General features: G+C 61.3%; 18 protein-coding genes. 16 read left to right on the top strand and 2 right to left on the bottom strand.

The features are described from left to right. The first annotated feature begins 48 nt into the window (after positions 1-48). The 3 genes from AB4O45_RS10475 to AB4O45_RS10465 are packed head-to-tail and all read left to right on the top strand — an operon-like array spanning position 49 to position 2,505. Entirely contained in the window at positions 49-1,068 is a 1,020-nt protein-coding gene (locus AB4O45_RS10475; RefSeq protein ID WP_095181413.1) for an aminoglycoside phosphotransferase family protein, read from the top strand. Continuing rightward, positions 1,065-1,736 (top strand): N-acetylmuramate alpha-1-phosphate uridylyltransferase MurU, encoded by a 672-nt coding sequence (gene murU, locus AB4O45_RS10470; protein ID WP_252882769.1) that lies wholly within the window; start codon positions 1,065-1,067, stop codon positions 1,734-1,736. Before AB4O45_RS10475 ends, murU begins: the two co-directional genes overlap by 4 nt. Before the next feature lies 1 nt (position 1,737). After that, positions 1,738-2,505 (top strand): TerB family tellurite resistance protein, encoded by a 768-nt coding sequence (locus AB4O45_RS10465; RefSeq protein WP_041476693.1) that lies wholly within the window; start codon positions 1,738-1,740, stop codon positions 2,503-2,505. A 97-nt stretch (positions 2,506-2,602) separates the two neighbouring features. On the opposite strand, the gene AB4O45_RS10460 is transcribed toward AB4O45_RS10465, so the two are convergent. Continuing rightward, positions 2,603-3,589: an alpha/beta hydrolase family protein gene (locus AB4O45_RS10460; protein ID WP_460161372.1), complete on the bottom strand. Its 987-nt coding sequence runs from the start codon at positions 3,587-3,589 to the stop codon at positions 2,603-2,605. 73 nt (positions 3,590-3,662) lie between these two features. Here AB4O45_RS10460 and AB4O45_RS10455 point away from each other — a divergent pair, with 73 nt between their 5' ends. From AB4O45_RS10455 to trpE, 10 genes are all read left to right on the top strand, one after another. Then, positions 3,663-6,059 (top strand): PAS domain-containing sensor histidine kinase, encoded by a 2,397-nt coding sequence (locus AB4O45_RS10455; protein WP_460161371.1) that lies wholly within the window; start codon positions 3,663-3,665, stop codon positions 6,057-6,059. 84 nt (positions 6,060-6,143) lie between these two features. Next, complete coding sequence (locus AB4O45_RS10450; RefSeq protein ID WP_003228820.1) at positions 6,144-6,773, top strand: response regulator; 630 nt, start codon at positions 6,144-6,146, stop codon at positions 6,771-6,773. Positions 6,774-7,106: 333 nt separating this feature from the next. Next, positions 7,107-8,231, top strand: coding sequence for an ABC transporter ATP-binding protein (locus AB4O45_RS10445; RefSeq protein ID WP_041476689.1), 1,125 nt, complete (start codon positions 7,107-7,109; stop codon positions 8,229-8,231). Between the two features lie 48 nt (positions 8,232-8,279). Next, on the top strand, positions 8,280-9,323 hold the full coding sequence (locus tag AB4O45_RS10440) for an ABC transporter substrate-binding protein (RefSeq protein WP_016772907.1): 1,044 nt from the start codon (positions 8,280-8,282) through the stop codon (positions 9,321-9,323). Between the two features lie 258 nt (positions 9,324-9,581). Beyond that, entirely contained in the window at positions 9,582-10,829 is a 1,248-nt protein-coding gene (locus AB4O45_RS10435) for an ABC transporter permease (protein WP_400557403.1), read from the top strand. Between the two features lie 12 nt (positions 10,830-10,841). Then, entirely contained in the window at positions 10,842-11,666 is an 825-nt protein-coding gene (locus tag AB4O45_RS10430) for an ABC transporter permease (RefSeq protein WP_016772909.1), read from the top strand. A gap of 285 nt (positions 11,667-11,951) precedes the next feature. Beyond that, positions 11,952-13,100, top strand: coding sequence for an iron-containing alcohol dehydrogenase (locus AB4O45_RS10425; RefSeq protein ID WP_460161370.1), 1,149 nt, complete (start codon positions 11,952-11,954; stop codon positions 13,098-13,100). A 114-nt stretch (positions 13,101-13,214) separates the two neighbouring features. Next, positions 13,215-13,889 carry a ribulose-phosphate 3-epimerase gene (gene rpe / locus AB4O45_RS10420; protein WP_007918813.1) on the top strand — a complete coding sequence of 225 codons (675 nt, stop codon included), beginning with the start codon at positions 13,215-13,217 and terminating at the stop codon, positions 13,887-13,889. Further along, entirely contained in the window at positions 13,886-14,704 is an 819-nt protein-coding gene (locus tag AB4O45_RS10415) for a phosphoglycolate phosphatase (protein WP_024014534.1), read from the top strand. Before rpe ends, AB4O45_RS10415 begins: the two co-directional genes overlap by 4 nt. Before the next feature lie 70 nt (positions 14,705-14,774). Then, the gene (trpE, locus tag AB4O45_RS10410) at positions 14,775-16,256 is read left to right on the top strand and encodes an anthranilate synthase component I (protein ID WP_122612453.1); all 1,482 of its coding nucleotides are present in this window, start codon (positions 14,775-14,777) and stop codon (positions 16,254-16,256) included. A 173-nt stretch (positions 16,257-16,429) separates the two neighbouring features. Here the strand turns inward: trpE and estP are convergent, their stop codons facing one another. Beyond that, on the bottom strand, positions 16,430-18,337 hold the full coding sequence (gene estP / locus AB4O45_RS10405; RefSeq protein ID WP_460161369.1) for an esterase EstP: 1,908 nt from the start codon (positions 18,335-18,337) through the stop codon (positions 16,430-16,432). A gap of 407 nt (positions 18,338-18,744) precedes the next feature. Between estP and AB4O45_RS10400 the strand changes: the two genes are divergently transcribed. The 3 genes from AB4O45_RS10400 to trpC are packed head-to-tail and all read left to right on the top strand — an operon-like array spanning position 18,745 to position 21,230. Then, on the top strand, positions 18,745-19,338 hold the full coding sequence (locus AB4O45_RS10400; RefSeq protein ID WP_041476683.1) for an aminodeoxychorismate/anthranilate synthase component II: 594 nt from the start codon (positions 18,745-18,747) through the stop codon (positions 19,336-19,338). Between the two features lie 9 nt (positions 19,339-19,347). Continuing rightward, positions 19,348-20,397, top strand: a complete 1,050-nt coding sequence (trpD, locus tag AB4O45_RS10395; protein WP_041476682.1) for an anthranilate phosphoribosyltransferase — start codon at positions 19,348-19,350, stop codon at positions 20,395-20,397. Beyond that, a complete protein-coding gene (trpC, locus tag AB4O45_RS10390) occupies positions 20,394-21,230 on the top strand; it encodes an indole-3-glycerol phosphate synthase TrpC (RefSeq protein WP_041476681.1) in 837 nt (278 codons plus the stop codon). Before trpD ends, trpC begins: the two co-directional genes overlap by 4 nt. Positions 21,231-21,331: the final 101 nt, after the last annotated feature.

The following is a 21,331-nucleotide window of genomic DNA, read 5'->3' as shown; positions in this document are numbered from 1 at the left end:
AATAAAGCATGACCCGCTTGACGGCTAGCGCCGTCGGAGACCCTTGCAATGCCTGACCAAGATGTACGCTTGCAACACCTGAAAGTTTGGCTCGATGAGCAGTTGGCAAAGCTGTTTGCCGAGCAGGGCTGGGGCACCGTGCCCCCGGCCACGTTGACCGCGGCCAGCAGCGACGCGAGTTTCCGCCGCTACTTCCGCTGGGAGGGCGATGGTCGCAGCTTCGTCGTGATGGACGCGCCGCCACCCCAGGAAAACTGCAAACCGTTCGTGGATATCGCTTTTTTGCTGGCGAAATCCGGAATTAATGTGCCGAAAATTTACGCCGAAGACCTCGAACGCGGTTTTCTTTTGCTCAATGACCTGGGCAACAAGACCTATCTCGACGTCATCGATGGCGAAAATGCCGACGCGTTATTCCACGATGCCCTGCAAGCGCTGTTGGCTTTTCAACAGTTGCCGATGGTTGCGCCGTTGCCCAGTTACGACGTCGCCTTGTTGCGTCGTGAGCTTGAGTTGTTCCCCGAGTGGTACGTCAAGCATGAGCTGGGCGTCGAGTTCGATGCGGCCCAGCAGCAACAGTGGCAGCACATCAGCGAGCTCTTGATCGACAGCGCGCTGGCGCAGCCGAAAGTGCTGGTGCACCGCGACTACATGCCGCGCAACCTGATGCTCAGCGAGCCGAACCCTGGCGTGCTGGACTTCCAGGACGCGGTGTACGGCCCGGTGACCTACGACGTGACTTGCCTGTTCAAGGACGCTTTCCTCAGCTGGCCGGAAGAACGTGTACGCGGCTGGCTGGAAAGTTATTGGCAGCAAGCCTCGGCACTGGACATTCCGGTGCAAGCTGATTTCGAAGACTTCCTGCGCGCCAGCGACTTGATGGGCGTGCAACGTCACCTGAAAGTCATCGGCATCTTCGCGCGTATCTGCCATCGCGATGGCAAGCCGCGTTATCTGGCCGATGTGCCGCGCTTCTTCTCTTATATAGAAGCAGTGATCGCCCGCCGTCCTGAACTGGCGGAGCTGCAAGCGCTGTTCAGCAGCTTGCGTGCTGGAGCGACGGCATGAAGGCAATGATTCTGGCGGCGGGCAAAGGCGAGCGTATGCGCCCGCTGACCCTGACCACGCCGAAACCGCTGGTGCAGGCCGCTGGCGTGCCGCTGATCGAGTATCACCTGCACGCCCTCGCGGCTGCAGGCTTCAACGAAATCGTCATTAACCACGCCTGGCTCGGTCAGCAGATAGAGGATCATCTGGGTGACGGTTCGCGTTTCGGCCTGAGCATCCAGTACTCGCCGGAAGGCGAGCCGCTGGAAACCGGTGGCGGGATTTTCCGTGCGCTGCCGTTACTAGGTGACGATGCGTTTCTGGTGGTCAACGGCGACATCTGGACCGATTACGACTTCAGCGTGCTGCACCAGCCGATCAATGGCCTGGCGCATCTGGTGCTGGCGGACAATCCGGCGCATCACCCGAAAGGCGACTTCACTCTCATCGACGGCAAAGTGCAGGACGGCGAGCCTGATGCGCAGACGCTGACCTACAGCGGCATCGCCGTGCTGCATCCGCAGTTGTTCGATGGTTGCAGCGATGGCGCCTTCAAGCTCGCGCCTCTGCTGCGCAAGGCCATGGACAAAGATGAAGTGACGGGCGAGCGTCTGAAGGGGCATTGGGTGGATGTCGGTACCCACGAGCGTCTGGCCGAAGCCGAAGCCTTGATAAGAGCGAGTCACTGAGATGCTGTGGCCAGGGACTCTGATTGGAGCCGGAGTGGGGTACGCGATTGCCAGCATTCCGGGGGCCATGCTTGGGGCGTTGTTGGGGCAGGCGCTGGATCGGCGCCTGCACTTGCAGAGCTGGGGACACTTACGCGAAAAGCTCGGCGGCCGACCGATGCTGCGCAACGATGAACTGCTGTTCGTGTTGCTCGGGCGTCTGGCCAAGAGCGACGGGCGCGTCACTGACGGGCATATCCAGCAGGCGCGCAATGAAATGCGCGCGCTGGAAATGAGCGAGCCGGCGACACGGCGGGCAATTGCCGCGTTCAATCGCGGCAAGTCCGGCAGCGACAATCTGCGCGGCTATCTGCGTCGTCTGAGTTCTCAACCGCACGCGGCCGAAGGTGTGTTGCGCGCCTGTTGGCGAATGGTTTGGGCTGATGGTCGCGCCGGGGTCAGCGAACGCGAGTTGCTGGCGCAGTGGGGCAAGTGGCTCGGCTGGACGTCGCAGCAGGTGCAAGCGCTGGCCAGCGATTACGAGCCGGGCAAGCGGCCGATCGTCAGTGCGGCAGTGAGCTATCAGGAGGCGATGAAGCTGCTTGGGGTGTCGGCGAGCAGTGAGCCGGCACAGATCAAGCGCGCTTACCGGCGATTGCTCAGTCGCCATCACCCGGACAAAATCGCCGGCAGCGGCGCGACCCCGGCGCAGGTGCGTGACGCGACCGAGCGTACGCGGGAACTGCATAGCGCCTATACGCTGATTCGCGAGCGACGGGATTTTCGCTGACCCTTGAAGATCAAAAGATCGCAGCCTTCGGCAGCTCCTACCTTTGGAATGCATTTTTCCGGTAGGAGCTGGCGAAGGCTGCGATCTTTTGCTTTTATCAGTCCGTATTTTGTGGATTCAACCAGCCCCGCACCCGCCGAAACAACTGTTCCTGCTCAGCCTTCTTGTCCGGCAACACCTTCAGCGCCACCTGGCTGAACGCCGAGGTCTTCAGGCGCTTGCTCGCCTGCATGCGCTCCAGCGCCGCGTTGCGATCCAGCGCTCTGTCCATATAGAAAATATCCACCGTCGGCAGCTTCAGCGTCGGCGTCAGTTCGGCGAGTGGCGGCAGGGCTTTGGTCGGGACTTGCGCGTCAACCATGACCAGTTTCTCCACCTGAGGCGTTTGTCTCTCACTGAGAAAACGCGCCGCCCAGTAGGCGCCGGTGCCGTGACCGAGCACGACAATGCTGCGCGCGCTCTGCTGTTCGGCATAGGCAATCGCTGCGTCGATCCGTCCGAAAATGCGCTCGGCGTCGGCTTTGGTTTGTTCTTCGCTGGTCTCGGCCACTACCTGTTCGGCAACTTCCGCTTCCCCACCAGCGGCCTGTTCGATCGGTTGTGCGGTGGTGGCGTCTTTGCTTGTGGTTTCCGGGGCTTTCGGCGCGGCGGTCGGTTCGATCACGCGCGGAGCAAGGGCGTCGCCTTGCAGATCCGGCAGGGTGATACTAAGGCTGCTCCACTCGGCGTCCGGCAATTTGCCTCGCAACGGGCCGATTGCCTGCGGCCAGTCAGCGGTTTCGCCGGCACCGGGAACGATGATCACCGCGCCTTTGGGCTCGGCGCTGTTGGCCGGTTTCCACAGGGCGAGGAAAGTTTCGCTGCCAGCCTGCAGTTGTTGCTGCTCTTGCGCCGGCAGTTTACGTTGCAGTGCGGCGGCCTCTTCCTGACTACGCTCAAGCAGTGGCTGGCGCTCGGCCGGTTTTTCCTCGGCGGGTTTATCCGTGGCGGCGGGCGCCGGGTCGGCGGCTTCGGCGGAAAACGCACAAGGCAGGATCAGCGACAGGCACAATGCTGGCAGTGTCAGGCGGTAGACAGAGGGCATCGGTTATTCCAGGCCAGAAAGTATCCCGGCAGCCTAATGGGTTGGTCAGAATTTGTCAGTGTATGAGACTTCAATGAAGCGATTTTGCTGCCTGTGGGTTATCGGCTGTTTGTGGTTTCCCTTGATGGGCTGGGCGGCGCCTGCGCCGCCGGGCCATGCCGCGCAATTGTCGCCAGAGCAGCAACAATGGCTGGCGCAGCACAACGAATTGCGCGTCGGCCTGGTGTTGCAGGCGCCTTACGCGACCTACGATCGGCGCTTGCAGCGATTGTCCGGGGCAAATGTCGAGTTGATGAAGCTGCTCGCCAGAACCTTGGGCGTGGAGCTGAGCTGGCGCAACTTCCAGGATCTCGGGGCGCTGGAAAACGCTTTGCGCGAGAGCGAGATCGACATCGCTCCGGGCCTCAGCCAGACCCCGAGCGCGCTGCGCCTCTGGCAGTTTTCCGACCCCTACATGCGCGTGCCGCAACTGGTGGTCAGCGATCAGAAAAGCAGCGGCGCGGTCGATCTGGAAAAGCTCGACAGCCAGACCCGCGTCGCCGTGCGCATGCCGAGCAGCACCGCCGATTATCTGCGCAGCAACTATCCGCACTTGAATTTGCAAGGCGTGCCGTTGGAACGTCAGGCCTTGCAACTGCTGTTGAGTCAGCAAGCCTCCTACGCAGTGGTCGACGAAGCGCAGTTGGGGCGTCTGTCGGTGGAGCCGGAGTTTGCCGAACTGGTGGTGGTCGGCGATATCGGCCTGCCGCAGTTGCTGCGCGTGGCCTCGCGGCGCGATTGGCCGGAACTGGCCGACATCGTCCAGAGCGCCTTGCGCGCAATACCGGCCAAGGATCTGGAACAACTGCACAACCAATGGCTGCAGCCGAAGTACCCACGGCTGACCGAATCGCCGGGGTTCTGGCAGAACCTCAGCCTGTTGTTCGCGGTGATGCTGCTCAGTTGCGCGGCCATCGTGGTGTGGCAGCGGCGCCAACAGCGCAGCCTCGAACAACGCTTGCTCAGCGCCCGCGAAGACATCGCGTTGCGCGCCGCCAGTGAAGAGGCGCTGCGGCTGACACAGTTTTCCATCGACCAAAGCACCGTCGGCATCCTCTGGGTCAATTGGGACAGCCATGTGCGTTACGCCAACCGCGCGGCGGAAAACATGCTTGGTTATCCCTCGGGCGGGCTGATCGAGCGGCCGCTGATCGATTTCGAGCCCGGCCTGCACATGGATCGCTGGCTCAATCTGTGGAAGCGTGCGCGGGCCAGTGAAGAAGGGCCGCTGAGCTTCGAAACCAGCTGCCTGCGCGCCGATGGCAGTGTGCTGCCGGCGGACGTTTCCCTGAGCTTTCTGCGTTTTCGCGACAGTGAATATCTGGTGGTCTACCTCACCGACGTCACCGACCGCCGCCGCGCGCTCGCCGCTTTGCAGGAAAGCGAGGCGCGCCTGCAAGGCATCGCCGCCAACGTTCCGGGTCTGGTGTTCAGGCTGGAGCGGGCACCGGTCACCGGGCAGATCGACTTTGCCTACATCAGTGAGGGCAGCGAAAGTCTGGTCGGTTATGCACCGGCAGCCATCGCCCATCGCGACATGGGCCTGCGCAGTCTGGTGCACCCCGATGACAGGGCCAGTTATCACCGTACCCAGGATCAGGCGCTGGACACTGACAGCGATTGGTCGTGGCAGGGCCGCATCGTCACGCGCCGGGGCGAGCAGCGCTGGGCCGAGATCAAGGCGATCACCCGCCAGCTGGAGGATGGCGCCTACGTGTGGGACGGCATTGTCTGGGACATCAGCGAAAGCAAACGCATCGAGCTGGAACTGGCGGCCTCGCGCGAGCAACTGCGCGAACTGTCGGCGCACCTGGAAAGCGTGCGCGAAGAAGAGAAGGCGCGCATCGCCCGGGAAGTTCATGATGAGCTGGGGCAGATGCTCACCGTGCTGAAACTGGAGACATCGATGTGCGAACTGGCCTACGCGCAACTCGATCCGGGTCTGAACGAGCGGCTCAACAGCATGAAGCGCCTGATCGCGCAGTTGTTTCAGCTGGTGCGCGATGTGGCGACGGCGTTGCGTCCGCCGATTCTCGATGCCGGGATTGCCTCGGCGATCGAGTGGCAGGCACGACGCTTCGAGGCACGCACGCAGATTCCGTGTCTGGTGCAGGTGCCGGACAACCTGCCGGCGCTCAGCGATGCCAAAGCGGTGGGGCTGTTCCGGATTTTGCAGGAGGCACTGACCAACGTGATGCGCCATGCTCAGGCGCACACGGTGGAGTTGACGCTGGAGCTTGCGGGCGATGAATTGTGTCTGACCGTCAGCGATGATGGCGTAGGATTTGTCGCGGCCGAGGGTAGGCCGACGTCGTTTGGTCTGGTTGGCATGCGTGAGCGGGTGCTGATCATGGGCGGGCGGCTGGAGCTGGTGAGTGAGCCGGGGGAGGGCACCAGTCTTCAAGTGTGGGTGCCGGTAAGTGAGGTCTGAGGTTTTGTATTGTGAGTGCTGACGCCTTCGCGAGCAGGCTCGCTCCCACAGGGACTGGTGTGTACCTGAAATCTGGAGAAAAACGTGATCCGTGTACTGGTAGCCGAAGACCACACCATCGTCCGCGAGGGCATCAAGCAATTGATCGGCCTGGCCAAGGATCTGCAAGTAGTGGGGGAGGCGAGCAATGGCGAGCAACTGCTCGAAACCCTGCGCAGCGTGCCGTGCGAGGTGGTGCTGCTGGACATCTCCATGCCCGGCGTCAACGGCCTGGAAGCGATCCCGCGCATTCGGGCGCTGAACAATCCGCCGGCGATTCTGGTGCTGTCGATGCACGACGAAGCGCAAATGGCCGCGCGCGCCTTGAAGGTCGGCGCGGCCGGGTATGCGACCAAGGACAGCGATCCGGCGCTGCTGCTCACGGCGATCCGCAAAGTTGCGGCGGGCGGGCGTTACATTGACCCGGAACTGGCCGACCGCATGGTCTTCGAAGTCGGCCTGACCGATACCCGGCCGCTGCATTCGCTGTTGTCAGAACGCGAATTCTCGGTGTTCGAACGCCTGGCCCAAGGCGCCAACGTCAACGATATCGCCCAGCAACTGGCCTTGAGCAGCAAGACCATCAGCACGCACAAGGCGCGGCTGATGCAGAAGCTCAACATCACCTCGCTGGCGGAGCTGGTGAAATATGCGATGGAGCACAAACTCCTTTGACCGTCACCGCCCTCATGTGAGAGCGAGCCTGCTCGCGAAGGCGGCGTAACAGTCAGCCATTCAGTTTGATGACCCACCGCATTCGCGAGCAGGCTCGCTCCCACAGGTTCGGAGTTGGCATATCCATTAGCGACAGACGCTTTTGCCTTTACTAGCGGCTTGCAGCTTGCCCCTTGCCGCTGCGTTTGCCCAAACGCGCCATCCTTGTAGGGCATTCCCTACCCCCAACCTTCCATTGCGCTTAAGCGATTCTCTCCTGCACCCCGATTTGCGTGGCCGCCGCCAGCCACTAGGCTTGATGAACAAGCAGTCATCAACAACAAAGGTGTGGGTATGAGCCAGGTCGATACAAGCGCAGGGACCAGTGATGTGCTGGTCAGCTTTCGTGGTGTGCAGAAGAGCTACGACGGCGAGAACCTGATCGTCAAAGACCTCAACCTGGACATTCGCAAGGGCGAATTTCTTACCCTGCTCGGGCCGTCCGGTTCCGGCAAGACCACCAGCCTGATGATGCTCGCCGGTTTCGAAACGCCGACCGCCGGTGAAATCCTTCTGTCCGGGCGTTCGATCAACAACGTACCGCCGCACAAGCGCGATATCGGCATGGTGTTCCAGAACTACGCGCTGTTTCCGCACATGACTGTCGCGGAGAACCTTGCTTTCCCGTTGACCGTGCGCGGCTTGAACAAAAGCGATGTCAGCGAGCGGGTGAAGAAAGTCCTCAGCATGGTTCAGCTCGATGCCTTCGCTTCGCGCTATCCGGCGCAGTTGTCCGGCGGTCAGCAGCAGCGTGTGGCACTGGCCCGCGCGTTGGTGTTCGAGCCGCAACTGGTACTGATGGACGAACCGCTGGGCGCCCTCGACAAACAACTGCGTGAACACATGCAGATGGAGATCAAGCACCTGCACCAGCGCCTCGGCGTGACCGTGGTCTACGTGACCCACGATCAGGGTGAAGCACTGACCATGTCCGACCGCGTTGCCGTGTTCCATCAAGGCGAGATTCAGCAGATTGCGCCGCCGCGCACGCTCTACGAAGAGCCGAAAAACACCTTTGTCGCCAACTTCATTGGCGAGAACAACCGCCTCAACGGTCGCCTGCTCAGCCAGAGCGGCGAGCGCTGCGTGGTCGAGTTGGGTCGTGGCGAAAAGGTCGAGGCACTGGCAGTCAACGTTGGCCAGACCGGCGAGCCGGTGACCCTGTCGATCCGTCCGGAGCGCGTCAGCCTCAACGGTTCGAGCGATCAATGCGTCAACCGCTTCTCAGGGAGGGTGGCGGAATTCATCTATCTGGGCGACCACGTCCGGGTGCGCCTGGAAGTCTGCGGCAAGACCGACTTCTTCGTGAAACAACCGATTGCCGAGCTCGATCCTGCGCTCAGCGTCGGCGACGTGGTACCGCTTGGCTGGCAGGTCGAGCACGTTCGTGCGCTCGATCCGCTTTTAGAGGCGCACTAAGCGCCCCGGCAATACCAACACCAACCCTGCACGTGGAGAGAACAATAAATGTTGAGATCCCTGAAGTTCACCGCCCTGACTCTGGGCCTGATGGGTGCGACCGGCGCAATGGCCGCCGGCCCGGACTTGACCGTGGTGTCGTTTGGCGGGGCGAACAAGGCGGCGCAAGTCAAAGCCTTCTATGCACCGTGGGAAGCGGCGGGTAACGGCAAGATCGTCGCTGGCGAATACAACGGCGAGATGGCCAAGGTCAAAGCCATGGTCGACACCAAGAGCGTGTCGTGGGATCTGGTCGAAGTTGAATCGCCAGAGCTGTCCCGGGGTTGCGACGAAGATATGTTCGAGCAACTCGACCCGGCCCTGTTCGGCAAGACCGAAGACTACGTCAAAGGCGCCATTCAGCCGTGCGGCGTAGGTTTCTTCGTCTGGTCGACCGTACTGGCTTACAACGCTGACAAGCTGAAAACCGCGCCGACCAGTTGGGCGGATTTCTGGGACACCAAGAAATTCCCGGGCAAGCGCGGCCTGCGCAAAGGCGCCAAGTACACCCTCGAATTCGCTTTGATGGCCGACGGTGTGGCGCCGAAAGACGTCTACAAAGAGCTGGCAAGCAAGGGTGGCCAGGATCGCGCGTTCAAGAAACTCGATGAGCTCAAGCCAAGCATTCAGTGGTGGGAAGCCGGTGCACAACCGCCGCAATACCTCGCTTCCGGTGACGTGGTGATGAGCTCGGCGTACAACGGTCGCATTGCGGCGGTGCAGAAAGAATCCAACCTGAAAGTGGTGTGGAACGGCGGCATCTACGACTTCGACGCCTGGGCCATCCCGAAAGGTCTGGATGCCAAACGCGCGGAAGCGGCGAAGAAATTCATCGCCTTCTCGGTGCAGCCGCAGCAGCAAAAGACCTACTCGGAAAACATCGCCTACGGCCCGGCCAACACCCAAGCCGTGCCGCTGCTGGCCAAGGATGTCCTGAAAGACATGCCGACCACCCCGGAAAACATCGCCAACCAGGTGCAGATCGACGTCAGCTTCTGGGCTGACAACGGCGAGCAACTGGAACAGCGTTTCAATTCCTGGGCGGCGAAATAACCACTTATTTACCTGTATGGAGATGGCAAGGGGGCTTTTGTGGTGAGGGGATTTATCCCCGTCGGGTTGCGAAGCAGCCCCAAAGCCATACCCGCTCGGTGGGTCAGATAAACCGCATTCTCAGGTTTTACGACTGCTGCGCAGCCGAACGGGGATAAATCCCCTCGCCACCAGGCTCGCTCCCACAGGTAGCAGTGTTTCAACGCAACAGAGGTGGTTCGCCACCTCTGTAACGATCAAAGATTTGCGGAGTACGTCATGGCCATCGCCGTTCCCCTGAACGAGGGCGCCAGCCCCACTTTGAAGCAGAAGCTCAAGCACGCCGAGCGGGTCAACCGCTGGAAGGCCCAGGCACTGATTGCGCCGCTGGTGCTGTTTCTGCTGCTGGTGTTTCTGGTGCCGATCGTGGCGCTGCTCTATAAAAGCGTCGGCAACCCGGAAGTGGTTGGCGGCATGCCGCGCACTGTCACTGCCATCGCGAGTTGGGACGGCCGTGGTCTGCCGGCCGAGCCGGTGTACAAGGCGGCCAGCGAAGACCTCGCCGAAGCCCGCAAAAACCAGACGCTGGGCGATCTGTCCAAGCGCTTGAACATGGAGTTGGCCGGCTACCGCAGCCTGCTGACCAAAACCGCCCGCGCGCTGCCGTTCGCCAGCGAACCGGCCTCCTACAAAGAAGCGCTGGAAGCGCTCGACGAACGCTGGGGCGATCCGGCTTATTGGCAAGCGGTGAAACGCAACACCAGCAGCATCACTCCGTATTACCTGCTGGCGGCGGTCGATCACCGTATCGATGACCTTGGCGAACTGGCCCCGGCCACCCCGGATCAGGCTATCTACCTCGACATCTTCGCCCGCACCTTCTGGATGGGCCTGGTCATCACCGCGATCTGCCTGCTGCTCGCCTATCCATTGGCCTACCTGCTGGCGAACCTGCCTTCGCGGCAGAGCAACCTGCTGATGATCCTGGTGCTGCTGCCGTTCTGGACCTCGATTCTGGTGCGGGTCGCCGCGTGGATCGTGCTGCTGCAATCCGGCGGCCTGATCAACAGTGCGCTGCTGGCCATGGGCATCATCGATAAACCGCTGGAACTGGTGTTCAACCGCACCGGCGTGTACATCTCGATGGTGCACATTCTGCTGCCGTTCATGATTCTGCCGATCTACAGCGTGATGAAAGGCATCTCGCCGACCTACATGCGCGCGGCGATTTCCCTCGGCTGTCATCCGTTCGCCAGTTTCTGGCGGGTGTACTTCCCGCAGACCTACGCCGGCGTTGGCGCCGGCTGCCTGTTGGTGTTCATCCTCGCCATCGGCTACTACATCACCCCGGCGCTGCTCGGCAGCCCGAACGACCAAATGGTCAGCTACTTCGTCGCTTTCTACACCAACACCAGCATCAACTGGGGCATGGCCACCGCGCTCGGCGGCTTGCTGTTGCTGGCGACCGTGGTGCTTTATCTGATCTACAGCTGGCTGGTCGGCGCCAGTCGCCTGCGCCTGAGCTAAGGGGAATTTGCGATGCTGAGTCCTTACATGTCGCCCATTGAACGGGTGTGGTTCTACAGCCTGCGGATCCTCTGCGGCCTGATTCTGTTGTTTCTGATCCTGCCGGTGCTGGTGATCATTCCGCTGTCGTTCAACTCGGGGAGTTTCCTGGTCTATCCGCTGCAGGGTTTCTCGCTGCAGTGGTACCACGACTTCTTCGCCTCGGCGGAATGGATGCGTGCACTGAAGAACAGCATCATCGTCGCCCCGGCGGCGACGGTGCTGGCGATGATCTTCGGCACCTTGGCGGCGATCGGCCTGACCCGTGGCGACTTCCCCGGCAAGTCGCTGGTGATGGCGCTGGTGATTTCGCCGATGGTGGTGCCGGTGGTGATCATTGGCGTGGCCAGCTATCTGTTCTTCGCGCCACTGGGGCTGGGTAACAGCTTCTTCTCGCTGATCGTCGTGCATGCGGTATTGGGTGTGCCGTTTGTGATCATCACCGTGTCGGCGACTTTGCAGGGCTTTAATCACAATCTGGTGCGTGCGGCGGCGAGTCTGGGTGCTTCACCCCTGACGGCGTTCCGCCGGGTGACCTTGCCGCTGATTGCGCCGGGAGTGATTTCCGGGGCGCTGTTTGCCTTTGCGACTTCTTTCGATGAAGTGGTGGTGACGCTGTTTCTCGCCGGGCCTGAGCAGGCGACATTGCCTCGGCAGATGTTCAGCGGGATTCGCGAAAACCTCAGTCCGACGATTGCGGCTGCTGCGACGTTGCTGATTGCCTTCTCCGTCATCCTGCTGCTGACGCTGGAATGGCTGCGCGGGCGTAGCGAGAAACTGCGTACTGCGCAGGTCTGAGATCAAGGTCAAAAGCCACCCCTCACCCCAGCCCTCTCCCCAAGGGGGCGAGGGGGAAGGGAGCAGATCTTCGTGGCTTTCGCGGCCGGAGTTCGACTCGGTAATTCAGGTCGATGTATTTCGAGAGTACAACCCGGTCAGTCCCCTCTCCCTCCGGGAGAGGGTTAGGGTGAGGGGCTCTTGATCTTCCTATCCGATCAACCATTCACACCCTGAATAGCAGACAACCCCAAATCCCCAGCTAATCTTGTGCCCGGCTCCCATATCTATAAGAGGCTGCGCACCATGAGTCTGTCCCAGTTCAAAATCGCTCATAAACTGATCACCGGCGCCGCAGCCATCGAACAACTGGCCGCCGAACTCACCCGTCTGGACATCGATAACCCGCTGATCGTCACCGACGCCGCGCTGGTCAAGTCCGGTACTGTCGAGCTGGCGCTGGTGCAACTCGGCGGGCGCGAATACGAGATTTTCGACCGTGTACTGCCCGATCCGGAAATCGCCATCGTCGAAGACTGCATGCGCGCCTATCGCGAAGGCGGCCATGACGGTTTGATCGGCTTCGGGGGCGGCAGCGCCATCGATATTGCCAAAAGTGTCGCCGCCTACGCCGGATATCACGGCGCGCTGGAAGATCTGTTCGGCGTCGATCAGGTGCCGCGCAAAGGCCCGCCGCTGATCGCCATCCCGACCACCGCCGGCACTGGTTCTGAAGTCACCAACGTGGCGATCCTCTCGGACAAGGTCGCGCAGTTGAAGAAAGGCATCGTCAGCGACTATCTGTTGCCGGACGTGGCGCTGGTCAGTCCGCAAATGACCCTGACCTGTCCGCGCAGTGTTACCGCCGCCAGTGGTGTCGATGCACTGGTGCACGCCATCGAATCCTACCTGTCGGTGAATGCCTCGCCGATCACCGACTCCCTCGCCATTGGCGCAATCAAGTTGATCGCCAGCGCCTTGCCCAAGGCCTACGCCAACGGCGCCAACCTGCAAGCCCGCGAAGACATGGCCACCGCCAGCCTCATGGCCGGCATGGCGTTCGGTAACGCCGGGGTCGGTGCGGTGCATGCGTTGGCGTATCCGCTGGGCGGGCGCTTCAACATTGCCCACGGTGTCAGCAACGCCTTGCTGCTGCCCTATGTGATGACCTGGAACAAAATGGCCTGTGTCGAACGCATGCAGGATATTGCCGAAGCCATGGGCGTGAAGACCGCGCATCTGAGCGCCAGCGAAGCCGCGGACAAAGCCGTGCAGGCCATGACCGACCTGTGCGCGGCGGTGGAAATCCCTGCCGGGCTGCGCAGTTTCGGCGTACCTGAGGAAGCAATTCCGGCGATGGCCGTGGAGGCCGCCGGCATCGAGCGCTTGATGCGCAACAACCCGCGCAAACTCAGCGCCGGCGACATCGAGAAGATCTACCGCGCGGCTTACTGAGGCGCGGTCGCTGAGGGCTCATGGCACAACCCAATCATCGCGGTCCCGGTGCGCGCGTGGAAACTTGAGGTATACAATGCGCGCCATCGTGATTTAGCTCAGCACAGGTGCGTCATGCAGCCCTTCGTAATTGCTCCGTCGATCCTCTCCGCCGACTTCGCCCGCCTCGGCGAAGAAGTGGACAACGTTCTCGCCGCCGGCGCCGACTTCGTCCACTTCGATGTCATGGACAACCACTACGTGCCCAACCTGACGATCGGCCCGATGGTCTGCGCGGCGCTGCGCAAGTACGGCGTCACCGCGCCGATCGACGCGCACCTGATGGTCAGCCCGGTGGACCGCATCGTCGGCGACTTCATCGAAGCCGGCGCGACTTACATCACCTTCCACCCGGAAGCCACTTTGCACGTCGATCGCTCGCTGCAACTGATCCGCGAAGGTGGTTGCAAATCCGGTCTGGTGTTCAATCCGGCGACTCCGCTGGACGTGCTCAAGTACGTGATCGACAAGGTCGACATGGTCCTGCTGATGAGCGTCAACCCGGGCTTCGGCGGGCAAAAGTTCATCCCCGGCACCCTCGACAAATTGCGTGAAGCGCGCGCCATCATCGACGCCTCGGGGCGCGACATCCGCCTGGAAATCGACGGCGGCGTCAACGTCAACAATATCCGCGAAATTGCCGCTGCTGGTGCTGACACCTTCGTCGCCGGCTCGGCCATTTTCAACGCGCCGAACTATCAGGAAGTCATCGACAAGATGCGTTCCGAACTGGCACTGGCGCGCCCATGAGCGGTTTTGAGCAGTTGTTCCCGGGGCAACTGCCACGGTTGGTGATGTTCGATCTGGATGGCACGCTGATCGATTCGGTTCCCGACCTGGCGGCGGCGGTGGACACCATGCTGCTCTCCCTCGGCCGTCCGCCGGCGGGCATCGAAGCGGTGCGCGAATGGGTCGGCAATGGCGCGCCGGTGCTGGTGCGTCGGGCCTTGGCCGGTAGCATCGATCATTCGGCGGTGGATGACGCCGACGCCGAGCGCGCACTGGAGATTTTCATGGAGGCGTACGGCGCCAGCCATGAACTGACCGTGGTCTATCCCGGTGTGCGCGACACGCTCAAGTGGCTGCACAAACAAGGCGTGGCCATGGCGTTGATCACCAACAAGCCGGAGCGCTTCGTCGCGCCGCTGCTCGATCAGATGAAAATCGGCCGCTACTTCAAGTGGATCATCGGCGGCGATACCCTGCCGCAGAAGAAGCCTGACCCGGCGGCGCTGTTTTTCGTGATGAAAATGGCCAACATTCCGGCCTCGCAATCGTTGTTCGTCGGCGACTCGCGCAGTGATGTGCAGGCGGCGAAAGCAGCGGGGGTCAAGTGTGTGGCGCTGAGTTACGGCTACAACCATGGCCGGCCGATTGCCGAGGAGTCCCCGGCACTGGTGATCGACGATTTGCGCAAACTAATTCCCGGTTGCCTGGATCTGGCCGGTGGGATAACGTTGCCCGACGCTGTTCAACCCCCTTCTGGAAACGCCATCGTGGTGGTCACCCGCAAACTCTGGATGAAAGTCATCAAGGCCCTGGCCCGCTGGCGTTGGCGCGCCTGACTGATTCTGGCCGGCCCTGCCGGCGCGTTTGCATACCTGACTGATTGCACCTCACACCACGAGGCACCTTATGAATCGCGAAGAATTCCTGCGTCTGGCCGCTGATGGCTATAACCGCATCCCGTTGGCCTGCGAAACCCTGGCCGACTTCGACACGCCGCTGTCGATCTACCTGAAACTGGCCGACCAGCCCAACTCCTACCTGCTCGAATCGGTGCAGGGCGGCGAGAAATGGGGCCGTTACTCGATCATCGGCCTGCCGTGCCGCACCGTGCTGCGCGTACATGACCATCACGTCAGCATCACCGTTGATGGCGTCGAGACCGAAAGCCATGACGTCGAAGACCCGCTGGCCTTCGTTGAAACCTTCAAAGCGCGCTACAACGTGCCGACCATCGCCGGCCTGCCGCGCTTCAACGGTGGACTGGTCGGTTACTTCGGTTACGACTGTGTGCGCTATGTCGAGAAGCGTCTGGGCAAATGCCCGAACCCGGATCCGCTGGGCGTGCCGGACATTCTGCTGATGGTTTCCGACGCTGTTGTAGTGTTCGACAACCTGGCCGGCAAGATGCATGCGATCGTCCTCGCCGACCCGGCCCAGGCCGATGCCTTCGAGCAAGGTCAGGCGCGTTTGCAGGAACTGCTCGAGCAACTGCGTCAGCCGATCACCCCGCGTCGTGGCCTGGATTTCAGCAAACAGCAATCGGCCGATCCGGTGTTTCGTTCGAGTTTCACTCAGGACGATTACGAAAAAGCCGTCGACACCATCAAGGAATACATCCTTGCCGGCGACTGCATGCAGGTGGTGCCGTCGCAGCGCATGTCGATCGACTTCAAGGCTGCGCCGATCGATCTGTATCGCGCGCTGCGTTGCTTCAACCCGACGCCGTACATGTACTTCTTCAACTTCGGCGATTTCCACGTCGTCGGCAGTTCGCCGGAAGTGCTGGTGCGCGTCGAAGACAACCTGATCACCGTGCGCCCGATCGCCGGCACGCGCCCACGCGGCGCCACCGAAGAAGCCGATGTGGCGCTGGAGCAGGACCTGCTCTCGGATGACAAGGAGATCGCCGAGCACTTGATGCTGATCGATCTGGGCCGCAACGATACCGGGCGAGTCTCGGAAATCGGCTCGGTGAAGCTCACCGAGAAAATGGTCATCGAGCGTTATTCCAATGTGATGCACATCGTCTCCAACGTCACCGGCCAGTTGAAGTCGGGCCTGACCGCAATGGACGCACTGCGGGCGATCCTGCCGGCGGGTACGTTGTCGGGTGCGCCGAAAATTCGCGCGATGGAAATCATCGACGAACTTGAGCCGGTCAAGCGTGGCGTGTATGGCGGTGCGGTCGGTTACTTCGCCTGGAACGGCAACATGGACACCGCCATTGCCATTCGCACGGCGGTGATCAAGAACGGTGAATTGCACGTGCAGGCCGGCGGCGGCATCGTCGCCGACTCGGTGCCGGCGCTGGAATGGGAAGAAACCCTGAACAAACGCCGCGCGATGTTCCGCGCCGTGGCCCTGGCCGAGCAAACCCCGGACGCCTGATCCACGCAATTTCCCATGTGGGAGCGAGCCTGCTCGCGAAGAGGGTGTGTCAGTCACCGTTGATATTGACTGACCCAGCGCTTTCGCGAGCAGGCTCGCTCCCACATTGGGTTTTGTGTTGAGGCATAAAAAAAGCGGCGCCCTGACAGGCGCCGCTTTTTTGCATCTACGACTCAGAAATCCAGCACAACCCCGACATTCAGGCCCTGCTGCTTGAAGTCATCATCCTTGCGGAACGTATAACCCCCACGCAGCGCCAGATCTGCCGTCAGCTTGTGACTGACACCCAGGCTCAAGCGGTTCAGGTGACTTGCCGGTGTGTAGCCTTCAAGGGTGAAGTCATTGGCCGGCAGGGTATTGAGGGCGATGTTGACCTTCTGCACGTCATCTTCGTACTCACGCTCATGAGCGTATTCGCCATACACCTGGGTTTGCGCGGTGAAGTTGTACTTGCCTTGAATCCCCAGGCCCAAGCGTTTCGAATCGCGGCTCTGGTCATCGAAGGTCAGCGCGGTGGCGCGGTTGCTCTTTTCCGAGTAACCGTCGACGTCGACACTGGCGTAATCGGCGCTGACAAACGGCGACAGATGCCATTGGCTGCCCGGTTGCGCAATGTCATAGCCCAGGCGCGTGCTGAACGCCCACAGACTGCCGTCGGTATCGCCTTTCTCCGCGCCCTCGCTGGCGCCGAGGTCGAACTTGCGCTTGAGGTTGTCGTAGTCGAGTTTGCCGCCGGTCAGCGCCGCGTCGGCCCACCAGCGGTTCTGCTGGAACTGGGCAAACGCGGTGGCCATGTAGCTGTTGAGTTTGTAATCGGAGTCGTTGTGCCCGGCCTCGAGATTCTGCCGGTACAAACCGGCTGCCACGCCCACGCGCCAAGCCTCATTGAGGCGATAGCTGCCGCCGACGTTGAGGTTGTAACCGCTGCCATCGGCGCTGGCGCCGCTGCTTTGGCTGTCGACATCCAGACGCTGTCCGCCGGCCGAGACAATCGCACGCCATTGGCCGACCGCTTGCCAGTTCTCCCAGTCCGCCTGCCATTGGTTACGCAATTCATCCTGATGCGCGCGCACCGTGCCGTGGGCCATCTCCGGTAGAAGGCTCAATTCCCACGGCGCAGCCAAGAGCGAATAGGCGTAATCGGCGATCAGTTTTTGCCCGGATTCGGTCGGGTGTACGCCATCGTTGTAGATCAGCTTGGTCGGATCCGGCGTGGCGCTGTTGATCCCGTAGCGGGCGTTTTCCGTGCAGCTGTTGCCACTGAAGCAGGTCGCGGTGAGGTTCTGGTCGGTAGCCAGACCAAAGCGCCCCGGGTCGGCGAAGACTTCCGAGAGCAGCACCGGAATGTTCAGCGGAATGACTTCGGCGTCGATGCCTTGCAGGCGCGTCACCAACTGACTGTTGAACTGGTTGGCGAGGGTGCTGCTGAACGCTTGCAGCGGCGTGCCGTTCAGAGCAGGTGTCAGGCCCACGTCGGGCAGCAGCCAGACCATCACGTATTTGGCGCCAGCGGTCTGCAGGGTCTGCACGCTGTCGGCCAGTCGATCGGCTGCGGCGTTGGCCTGGGGCAGGCTGAGGATGCGGCCCTGGAGGAAATCGTTGCCGCCACCGGAAATGTAATACAGCGCATTCGGGTCGGCGCGGAAGCCGTTCGACGGCAGGTACCCTGCGCGGGTGCGTTCACCGGTGGCCGATTGTGTAGTGATCGAATCGAGAATCTGGTCGGTGCGATAGCCACCGACTGCCCAGTTGTTGCCGTCGGGCTGGCCGTTTTCCGCGCGCACTGCGGAGCTGGAAGAGGCTGTCTGGTCGGCCGAAAAACCCAGGCGGCCGCCAAGCAGCTGGGTGGAATTCAATGAAAAAACTTCGCCGCTGCCATCCTGATACACCGGCCCGGTACGGTTGGTGTAACGCTCGGTGGAGCCCGCCGGGCCGCCCGTGTCGGCGAAGGTGCCGGCATCGTTGAGGCTGTCACCGAAGACGATGAAACTGGAATAAGGATTGGGCGCTGCATTGGCCTGGGCGCAGGCGAGTGCGAGCAAGCAGCTGGCCAGCGGTACAAACAACGTCTGTCTGATCATGAGCAAGTCCGTTTATTTATTGTTGTAGGTGAACGAAACGACAGTACCAAAAACGTTCGGCCTTTTGCCATCGGTCGCGAATCCTTCTGCCGTTTTATAACCCGCAGGCCCCGCCATATTGCACGCTCCGCCCAGCTAAGTTACTGTGCCGGAACGTATGAACGAGACCTTCCCCGTGTTGATCACCAGCAAACTTCTGGATCAAGTCATCAAGGCACACGCCCGCTGGCGTTGGCGCGCCTGAATCTTCTCTGCCGGCTCCGCCGGATCTGTATCGCTTTGCCTTCCTTGTCTGTTTGAAATGCCGCTGTGCTGGCGCCCTGTGCGCGTCCGACATCGCGCAGCCACCCGCGGGCAAGTCATCTGAAGGCTGTCATCAAGTCAGAATTCAAGAGGTTCGAAACGCCATGTTGCTGATGATCGACAACTACGACTCCTTTACCTACAACGTTGTGCAATACCTCGGCGAGCTGGGTGCCGAGGTCAAAGTGGTGCGCAACGACGAACTGACCATCGCCGAAATCGAAGCGCTGAATCCCGAGCGCATCGTGGTTTCCCCGGGGCCGTGCACGCCCACCGAGGCGGGCGTTTCCATTGATGCGATCAAGCACTTCGCCGGCAAGCTGCCGATCCTCGGCGTCTGCCTCGGCCACCAGTCCATCGGCCAGGCCTTCGGCGGTGATGTGGTGCGTGCCCGCCAAGTCATGCACGGTAAGACTAGCCCGGTATTCCACGAGGACAAGGGCGTGTTCGCCGGCCTCAATCATCCGCTCACTGTTACCCGTTACCACTCGCTGATCGTCAAGCATGACAGCCTGCCCGATTGCCTCGAGCTGACCGCATGGACCCAGCACGACGACGGCTCGGTCGACGAGATCATGGGCCTGCGTCACAAGACCCTGAACATCGAGGGTGTGCAGTTCCACCCCGAATCGATCCTCACCGAGCAGGGTCATGAACTGTTTGCCAATTTCCTCAAACAAACCGGCGGCACGCGCTAAGGACTTCCCATGAATATCAAGACAGCCCTCAGCCGTATCGTCGAACACCTCGACCTCAGCACCGATGAAATGCGCGATGTGATGCGCGAGATCATGACCGGCCAGTGCACCGAAGCGCAGATCGGCGCGTTTATGATGGCCATGCGCATGAAAAGCGAGAGCATCGACGAAATCGTCGGCGCCGTGTCGGTGATGCGCGAGCTGGCCGATCAGGTCGAGCTGAAAACCCTCGACGGCGTAGTCGATGTGGTTGGCACCGGCGGTGACGGTGCGAATATCTTCAACGTATCGACCGCGTCTTCCTTTGTTGTCGCAGCCGCCGGTTGCACCGTCGCCAAGCACGGCAACCGCGCGGTGTCCGGCAAGAGCGGCAGTGCCGATCTGCTGGAAGCTGCCGGCATTTATCTGAACCTGACCCCGGTGCAGGTCGCGCGCTGCATCGACAACGTCGGCATCGGTTTCATGTTCGCCCAGACTCACCACAAAGCGATGAAGTACGCCGCCGGCCCGCGCCGCGAACTCGGTCTGCGCACGCTGTTCAACATGCTCGGCCCGCTTACGAATCCGGCCGGTGTGAAACATCAGGTCGTCGGCGTATTCACTCAGGCGCTGTGCCGGCCATTGGCCGAAGTCTTGCAAAGACTGGGCAGCAAACACGTTCTGGTCGTGCATTCGAAGGACGGCCTGGACGAATTCAGCCTCGCCGCGCCGACTTTTGTTGCCGAGTTGAAGAACAACGAAATCACTGAGTATTGGGTCGAACCGGAAGACCTCGGCATGAAGAGCCAGAGCCTGCACGGCCTGTCGGTTGAAGGCCCGGAAGCGTCGCTGGCGCTGATCCGCGATGCCCTCGGCAAGCGCAAAACCGAAAACGGCCAGAAAGCTGCCGAGATGATTGTGCTCAATGCCGGTGCGGCGCTGTATGCCGCCGACCTCGCAAGCAGTCTGAAACAAGGTGTGGAGCTGGCGCACGACGCGCTGCACACCGGCCTCGCTCGGGAAAAACTCGAGGAGCTGGGTGCCTTTACCGCGGTATTCAAAGTGGAGAATGAAGGATGAGTGTACCGACGGTTCTGGAAAACATTCTGGCGCGCAAGGTTGAGGAAGTCGCCGAGCGCAGCGCTCGGGTCAGCCTGAGCGAGCTGGAAAGTCTGGCCAAGGCGGCCGATGCACCCCGTGGTTTTGCCCAGGCGTTGCTGGCGCAAGCGAAGAAGAAACAACCGGCCGTGATTGCCGAAATCAAAAAGGCTTCGCCGAGCAAAGGCGTGATCCGCGAAGACTTCGTCCCGGCAGACATTGCCAAGAGCTACGAAAAGGGTGGGGCCACCTGTCTGTCGGTGCTGACCGATATCGACTACTTCCAGGGCGCCGATGCCTACCTGCAACAGGCGCGCGCCGCCTGCAAATTGCCGGTGATCCGCAAGGATTTCATGATCGATCCGTACCAGATCGTTGAAGCTCGCGCGCTTGGCGCCGATTGCGTGCTGTTGATCGTCTCCGCACTGGACGACGTGAAAATGGCCGAGCTGGCCGCCGTGGCCAAAGGCGTCGGTCTCGACGTGTTGGTGGAAGTGCACGACGGTGACGAACTGGAGCGCGCGTTGAAAACCCTCGACACGCCGCTGGTCGGGGTCAACAACCGCAACCTGCACACATTCGACGTCAGCCTGGAAACCACCCTCGACCTGCTGCCGCGCATCCCGCGCGATCGCCTGGTGATCACCGAAAGCGGCATCCTCAATCGGGCCGACGTCGAGCTGATGGAAATCAGCGATGTGTACTCGTTCCTGGTCGGCGAAGCGTTCATGCGCGCGGAAAATCCAGGCATTGAATTGCAGCGCCTGTTCTTTCCGGAGCGTGGTGTGCCGATCAGTGGTTCGACCCTCGACTGACCGAGTCGACCTCATTCGCGAGCAGGCTCGGTCCCACAGGGAAATGCATTCCAGTGTGGGAGCGAGCCTGCTCGCGAAGAGGCGCTAAATTCCGCTAAAGA

This window comes from Pseudomonas sp. S2_B10, assembly GCF_054668425.1.
The sequence above is the reverse complement of the archived record's forward strand: the minus strand, read 5'-3'. Positions and strand labels throughout refer to the sequence as shown.